At 77.5% G+C, this 6,143-nt stretch carries 6 protein-coding genes; 3 read left to right on the plus strand and 3 right to left on the minus strand.

The window, feature by feature from the left end; translation table 11 throughout:
• Positions 1 to 178: 178 nt before the first annotated feature.
• A complete protein-coding gene (locus tag N866_RS15530) occupies positions 179 to 1,048 on the minus strand; it encodes a 1,4-dihydroxy-2-naphthoate polyprenyltransferase (protein ID WP_034228013.1) in 870 nt (289 codons plus the stop codon).
• A 155-nt stretch (positions 1,049 to 1,203) separates the two neighbouring features.
• The gene (gene menE, locus N866_RS15535; RefSeq protein ID WP_245612621.1) at positions 1,204 to 2,493 is read right to left on the minus strand and encodes an o-succinylbenzoate--CoA ligase; all 1,290 of its coding nucleotides are present in this window, start codon (positions 2,491 to 2,493) and stop codon (positions 1,204 to 1,206) included.
• Between the two features lie 107 nt (positions 2,494 to 2,600).
• On the opposite strand from menE, the gene N866_RS15540 reads away from it, so the two are divergent.
• Positions 2,601 to 3,758 carry a DUF3048 domain-containing protein gene (locus N866_RS15540; protein WP_245612622.1) on the plus strand — a complete coding sequence of 386 codons (1,158 nt, stop codon included), beginning with the start codon at positions 2,601 to 2,603 and terminating at the stop codon, positions 3,756 to 3,758.
• 197 nt (positions 3,759 to 3,955) lie between these two features.
• Positions 3,956 to 4,150 (plus strand): hypothetical protein, encoded by a 195-nt coding sequence (locus N866_RS15545; RefSeq protein ID WP_155855417.1) that lies wholly within the window; start codon positions 3,956 to 3,958, stop codon positions 4,148 to 4,150.
• A gap of 4 nt (positions 4,151 to 4,154) precedes the next feature.
• Here the strand turns inward: N866_RS15545 and N866_RS15550 are convergent, their stop codons facing one another.
• A complete protein-coding gene (locus N866_RS15550; protein WP_034228016.1) occupies positions 4,155 to 5,114 on the minus strand; it encodes a 1,4-dihydroxy-2-naphthoyl-CoA synthase in 960 nt (319 codons plus the stop codon).
• Between the two features lie 96 nt (positions 5,115 to 5,210).
• Here N866_RS15550 and N866_RS15555 point away from each other — a divergent pair.
• A partial coding sequence (locus tag N866_RS15555; RefSeq protein ID WP_052023135.1) for an o-succinylbenzoate synthase occupies positions 5,211 to 6,143 on the plus strand: 933 nt, incomplete at its 3' end.

Raw genomic sequence — 6,143 nt, forward strand, 5'->3', positions numbered from 1 at the left:
CGCGTCGGGTCCCGACGGTGACGGTCCTGCCGGGAGCGGGAGCGGCCGGGACGCCGGCGCCGGCAAGGACGACGACCGGGGCTGAGCCCCGGGGCCACGCCGCGGTCCGGACCCCTCGGACCGCGCCGGCCTGACCGAGCCCGATCGCTCCGATCGCCCCCGCGGTGGGCCCGGCCGCTCAGATCGCCAGGCCGAGCCCGAGGACGAGGCCGAAGGCGAGCTCGAGGAGGCCCGTGCCGGCCAGGACCGGCTTGAGGAGCACGCCGCGGGCGCCGAGAAGGACAGTCGCGGCGAGGACCCCCGCCGGCAGCCCGAGCAGGAGCACCAGGGCGGCCCACGGCGACGCGAAGGCGCAGATGGCGCCGAGCGCGATCGGCAGCGTCACGAGGACCGCGTACACACGGCGGGCGCGATGGTCGCCCAGCCGGACCGCGAGGGTCCGCTTGCCCGCGACGACGTCGGTCGGGATGTCGCGCAGGTTGTTGACCATGAGCAGCGCGCACGCGAGCAGGCCGATGGCCACGGCGCCGACGACGGCGGCCCAGGACACGCCGTCGGCCTGCGTGTAGGTGGTGCCGAGCGTGGCCACGAGGCCGAAGAAGACGAACACCCCGACCTCGCCCAGCCCGCGGTAGCCGTACGGCTTGCGGCCCCCGGTGTAGGTCCACGCGGCGCCGACCGCGACGGCGCCGACCGCGAGGAGCCACCAGTGCCCGCTGACCGCCACCAGCGCGAGCCCCAGCAGGGCCGCTACCCCGAACGCCGCGAACGCCGCGGTCCGCACCTGGCCGGGCCGGGCCGCGCCGGAGGCGGTGAGCCGCATCGGGCCGACCCGGTCGACGTCGGTCCCGCGCACGCCGTCGGAGTAGTCGTTGGCGTAGTTGACGCCGACCTGGAGGGCGAGGGCGACCCCGGCCGCCAGCAGCGCACGACCGACGTGGGCGGACCCCATCTCGGCAGCCGCCCCGGTGCCGACGGCGACAGGGGCGATCGCGGCCGGCAGCGTGCGCAGCCGGGCCCCCTCGACCCACTCGGCGGTCGTGGCCATGCGTCGTCCTCCCGTGCTGGTGGTCCCTGCGGTGCGTGCTGGTGATGGTGCTGGTGGGGCTCGTCCTGGTGGTGCCGGCGGTGGCGTCCTCGTGGTGCTCGTGCTTCGTGCTCGTGCGTCGTGCCCCGTGCGTCGTGCCGCGTGCCCCGGTCCGCTCAGCCCGCCGGGTCGGACGCGAGGCGGGCCGCGGCGAGGCGGGCCACGGCGGCGCGGTCCACCTTGCCTGGTCCGCGCAGCGGGAGGGCCGCGACGAGCACGAGGTGCCGCGGTGCCGCCGCCCGCCCCAGGGTACGGGCGACGTGGTCACGCACGGTCCGCAGGTCGGGCGCGCTGCTCAGGCCGGACGCGGTGCTCGGGCGGGCCCCGGGGACGACGACGGCCGTGACCGCCTGGCCCCACTCGGGGTCCGGCACCCCGACGACGCACACCTCGGCCACCCCCGGCAGGGCCGCGACCGCCGCCTCGACTGCGGCGGGCGCCACCTTGGCGCCGCCGGTGACCAGCACGTCGTCGCGGCGGCCGAGGACCCGCAGCACCTGGCCGTCCAGGGCGCCGAGGTCCGCCGTCGCGAACCAGCGCCGGCCGTCCGGGTCGACCCGGAACGCCACGCGGTCGAGGTCCGGCCGGTCCCGGTAGCCCCGGGCGAGCACGGGCCCGGCGACCTCCACCGCGCCGTCGTCGTCGAGCCGGACCTCGACGCCCGCGAGCGGCTCGCCGTCGTAGACGCAGCCGCCGCACGTCTCGGTCATCCCGTAGGTCGTGACCACCGGCAGGCCGAGCGCGCGGGCGCGCTCGCGCAGGCTCGGCGCGGTCGCCGCCCCGCCGAGCAGGACGGCGCCGAGCCGGGCGGTGACGGCGCCGACGGCGCTCGCCGGCAGGTCCTCCAGCGCGGTCACGACCCGGTGCAGCTGCGTGGGGACGAGGGAGGAGTGGACGGGCGCGTCGTCGGGTGCGGAGCGGACGGCGTCGAGCCAGGTCCGGGGGTCGAAGCCGCCCGCGGTCGGGACGACCAGCGGGTCGTGCCCCGCGACGACCGAGCGGACGACGACCTGGAGGCCCGCGACGTGCGCGAGGGGCAGCGCGAGCAGCCAGCGGCCGGGACCGCCCAGGCGCTCGTGCGTGGCCGCGGCCGACGCCCGCAGGGCCGCCGCGTCGAGGAGCACCTCCCGCGGCTCGCCGGTCGAGCCGGAGGTCCGGACCACGAGGGCGACCCCCTCGGGCACGGTCTCGGCCGCACCGCCTTCGGTCACACCGTCGTCGGTCACACCCCCGTCGGGCCCGCCGTCCTCGGCGGAGCCGCCGGCCGGGGGCGCCACGGGGGCGAACGCGGGACCGTCCGTGAGCGCGTCCCGCACGGCCGCGGTCACCTCGGCCACGACGTCCCGGTCGATCGGGCCGACCACACGGCGGCGCAGGGGCCGTCCGCGCGAGGTCGTGGGGTCCACGGAGTCAGGGTAGGCGGGCCGTACAGTGACTCCCGGCATCGGGCGGTGACCCGGGGCCGGCACGAAACCGCGGACCCGCGCGACGGGTCCCCATGAAGGAGTCTCGCGTGGCCCGATCGACCACCCGCCGACCGTCGGCGACCGGCACCCCGTCCCCTTCGGCGCCGGCGCCGACCGGTCCCGGTGGGGCCCGACGACGGCGCCGCACGGCTCGCGCGGTAGCCCTGCTCGCGGCGGCCGGCCTGGCGCTCGCGGCGTGCTCGGGTGCCGACCCGGTGGCGGAGCCCGAGGTGCCGGCGCCGGTGACCGTCACCCCGAGCGTCGAGCCGTCCCGGGCGCCCGCACCCGAGCCGGTCGTGCCGGTCGTCTGGCCGCTCACCGGGGTGGCGACCGCGGAGGTGGCGAACCGGCCCGCCGTGGCCGTGAAGGTCGAGAACACGACGGCGGCGCGGCCGCAGTCCGGCCTGGAGCAGGCGGACGTCGTCTGGGAGACGATCGTCGAGTTCGAGGTGTCGCGGTTCGTCGCGGTCTTCCACTCGCAGGTCCCCGAGGAGGTGGGCCCGATCCGCTCGGTCCGCCCGATGGACCCCCTCATCGTCGCGCCCCTGCGCGGCCTGCTCGCCTACTCGGGCGGGCAGCCGGGCATCCTCGCGGAGGTGCGCAGCAGCGGCGTGCAGTCGATCAGCCAGGACCAGGGCGCACCGGGCATGTACCGCGTGGGCTTCCGCAGCGCCCCGCACAACGTCTACGGCACGCTCGCCCGCTGGCTCGAGGTCGCCGACGCCGAGCACAGCGCCCCGCCGGCCGAGCAGTTCGTCTTCGCGCTGCGGCCCGAGCTGGCGACGGCGGCGGCGACCGGCGCCCCCGCCGCGAACCTGGCCTTCACCCTGTCGGGGCAGTCCCGCCCGAGCTGGGCCTGGGACGCCGCGAGCGGCACCTGGCTGCGCTCGGAGGGCTCGACGCCGGCGACGGTCGCCAGCGGGGCCCGGCTGTCCGCCGTCAACGTCGTGGCGATCACGGCCGGCCACGTCAACACGCCGTACGGCGCCCAGGGCGGCGCGCCGGTGCCGACGTACCAGCTCGTCGGCGAGGGCGAGGCGACGGTGGCGACCGGCGGCAGGACCATGCCGGCCACGTGGCGCAAGCCGGCGCCGGACGCTCCGCTGCAGCTCTTCGCCGCGGACGGCTCGCCCGTCCTGCTCGCGCCCGGGAACACGTGGGTCGAGCTCATCCCGGCCGGCAAGGGTTCGCTCACCATCAGCTGAGCGACGGCGGGGCAGCGCGACCCGGGGCACCGCCCCGCACGGGGGCGGGTGCCGACCCGCCGGGTCTCCGTCCGGCCGGTACGACCTCAGGATGAGCGCTGGGCCGCGCCCTGCTCCCCTCGGGGGAGCGGGAGTCGCACCAGGACGGGCCCGGCGGCGGATCCGCACGGGGGCCGCGGGCGGCCAGGGTGGTCACCATGACGACGACGCCCGCCCACGGAGACCTCGAGCGCAGCCGGGAGGCCCTGCTCACGCCGGACGTCCGCGAGCGCCTGCGGACCGTCGTCCCCGTCCTGGTCGCCGTGCTCCTGCTGTTCGGCGCCGCCGTGGCCGGGTTCGTGGCGCTCGGCGAGCTCCTGGACCTCGGCGTCTGGCTCGTGGGCGCGGACTGACGCGTCAGAAGTGGTGGGGGAAGCGGGACCAGTCCGGGTCCCGGCGCTCGAGGAACGCGTCCCGGCCCTCCACCGCCTCGTCCGTCATGTACGCCAGGCGCGTGGCCTCGCCGGCGAAGACCTGCTGGCCCATGAGGCCGTCATCGGCGAGGTTGAACGCGAACTTCAGCATCCGGACCGCCTGGGGCGACTTCGTGGCGACCACGCGGGCGTACTCCAGGGCGAGGCCCTCCAGGTCCTCGTGCTCGGCCACCTCGTTCACCGCACCCCAGCGCTCGGCGTCGTCGGCCGAGTACTCCCGGGCGAGGAAGAAGATCTCCCGGGCGCGCTTCTGGCCCACCTGGCGGGCCAGGTACGCCGAGCCGTAGCCGCCGTCGAAGGACCCGACGTTCGCGTCGGTCTGCTTGAACCGCCCGTGCTGCCGGCAGGCGATCGACAGGTCGGCGACGACGTGCAGCGAGTGCCCGCCCCCGGCGGCCCACCCGTCGACGACGGCGACGACGACCTTGGGCATCGTCCGGATGAGGCGCTGCACCTCGAGGATGTGCAGGCGCCCGGCCCGCGCGGGGTCGATGGCGTCGGCGGTCTCGGCGCTGACGTCGGAGGTGTAGCGGTAGCCGTCGCGGCCCCGGATGCGCTGGTCCCCGCCGGAGCAGAACGCCCAGCCGCCGTCCTTGGGGCTGGGGCCGTTCCCGGTGAGGAGGACCGTCCCGACGTCGGACGTCATGCGGGCGTGGTCGAGCACCCGGTAGAGCTCGTCGACGGTGTGCGGCCGGAAGGCGTTGCGGACGTCCGGACGGTCGAAGGCCACGCGGACGACGGGGAGGTCCCGCAGCACGGCGCCGGTCGCGTCCCGCTCCACCCCGCGGTGGTACGTCAGGTCGGTGAGCCCCTCGAAGCCCGTGACCTCCCGCCACCGCTGGGGGTCGAACGTCGCGGACACCGGGCGCGGCAGTGCGGTCATGGCGCCACCCTAGATCGGAGGGGCAGGGGTGAGGCGTCCTGAGCGGCCGCCCGGCGGACGCGTGCGCCCGGACCCGCGGCGGCTACGGTGCTCGGTGTGAGGAACGCCGCCGCCGCCGGGCACCACGGTGCGCCCGACCTGCACGTCTACCGCGTGGGGCTGCGCACCCGCTTCCGCGGTCTGACGGCGCGCGACGGCGTCCTGCTCCGCGGTGACGCCGGCTGGGGGGAGTTCTCCCCGTTCTGGGACTACGACGCGCGGGAGTCCCACGCGTGGTGGCGCGCGGCGCGCGAGGCCGCCGACGAGGGGTGGCCCGCGCCGGTGCGGGACCGGGTGCCCGTCAACGTCACGGTGCCCGCCGTCGACGGCACGACGGCGCGGGGGATCGTCGAGCGGTCGGGGGGCTGCCGGACCGCCAAGGTGAAGGTCGCCGAGCCGGGGCAGACGGTCGACGACGAGGTCGAGCGGCTCGAGGCGGTGCGGGACGCGCTCGGCCCCGACGGCCGGATCCGCATCGACGCCAACGGCGGCTGGGACGTGGAGGAGGCCGTGGCCCGGCTCGCCGTCCTGGACCGGGCGGCCGGGGGGCTGGAGTACGTGGAGCAGCCGTGCCCCGGGGTCGAGGACCTCGCGCGGGTGCGCCGCCGCAGCGGGGTGCGCGTCGCCGCGGACGAGTCGATCCGCCGGGCGGAGGACCCGCTCGCGGTCGTGCGGGCCGGGGCGGCGGACGTCGTCGTGCTCAAGGTCCAGCCGCTGGGCGGCGTGCGGGCGTGCCTGCGCCTGGCGGAGCAGGTCGGCCTGCCGGTCGTGGTGTCCTCAGCGCTGGAGTCGTCGGTGGGGCTGGCCGCCGGGGTCGCGCTCGCGGCGGCGCTGCCGGACCTGCCCTACGCGTCGGGGCTGGCGACCGCCCAGCTCCTCACGCACGACGTCGTCCCCGACCCGCTGCTGCCCGTCGACGGCGCGCTGCCCGTCCGCCGTCCCGAGCCCGACGCGCGTCGCCTCGCCGCGACGGCCGCCGACGACGACCTC

It is taken from the genome of Actinotalea ferrariae CF5-4 (assembly GCF_000603945.1).
In the GTDB taxonomy this organism is placed as follows: Bacteria; Actinomycetota; Actinomycetes; order Actinomycetales; family Cellulomonadaceae; genus Actinotalea; species Actinotalea ferrariae.

Excerpts from the sequence above, each read along its gene's own strand:
- N866_RS15530 (WP_034228013.1), bottom strand. The coding sequence starts at position 1,048 with ATGGCCACGACCGCCGAGTGGGTCGAGGGGGCCCGGCTGCGCACGCTG.
- N866_RS15545 (WP_155855417.1), top strand. The coding sequence starts at position 3,956 with ATGACGACGACGCCCGCCCACGGAGACCTCGAGCGCAGCCGGGAGGCC.
- N866_RS15550 (WP_034228016.1), bottom strand. The coding sequence starts at position 5,114 with ATGACCGCACTGCCGCGCCCGGTGTCCGCGACGTTCGACCCCCAGCGG.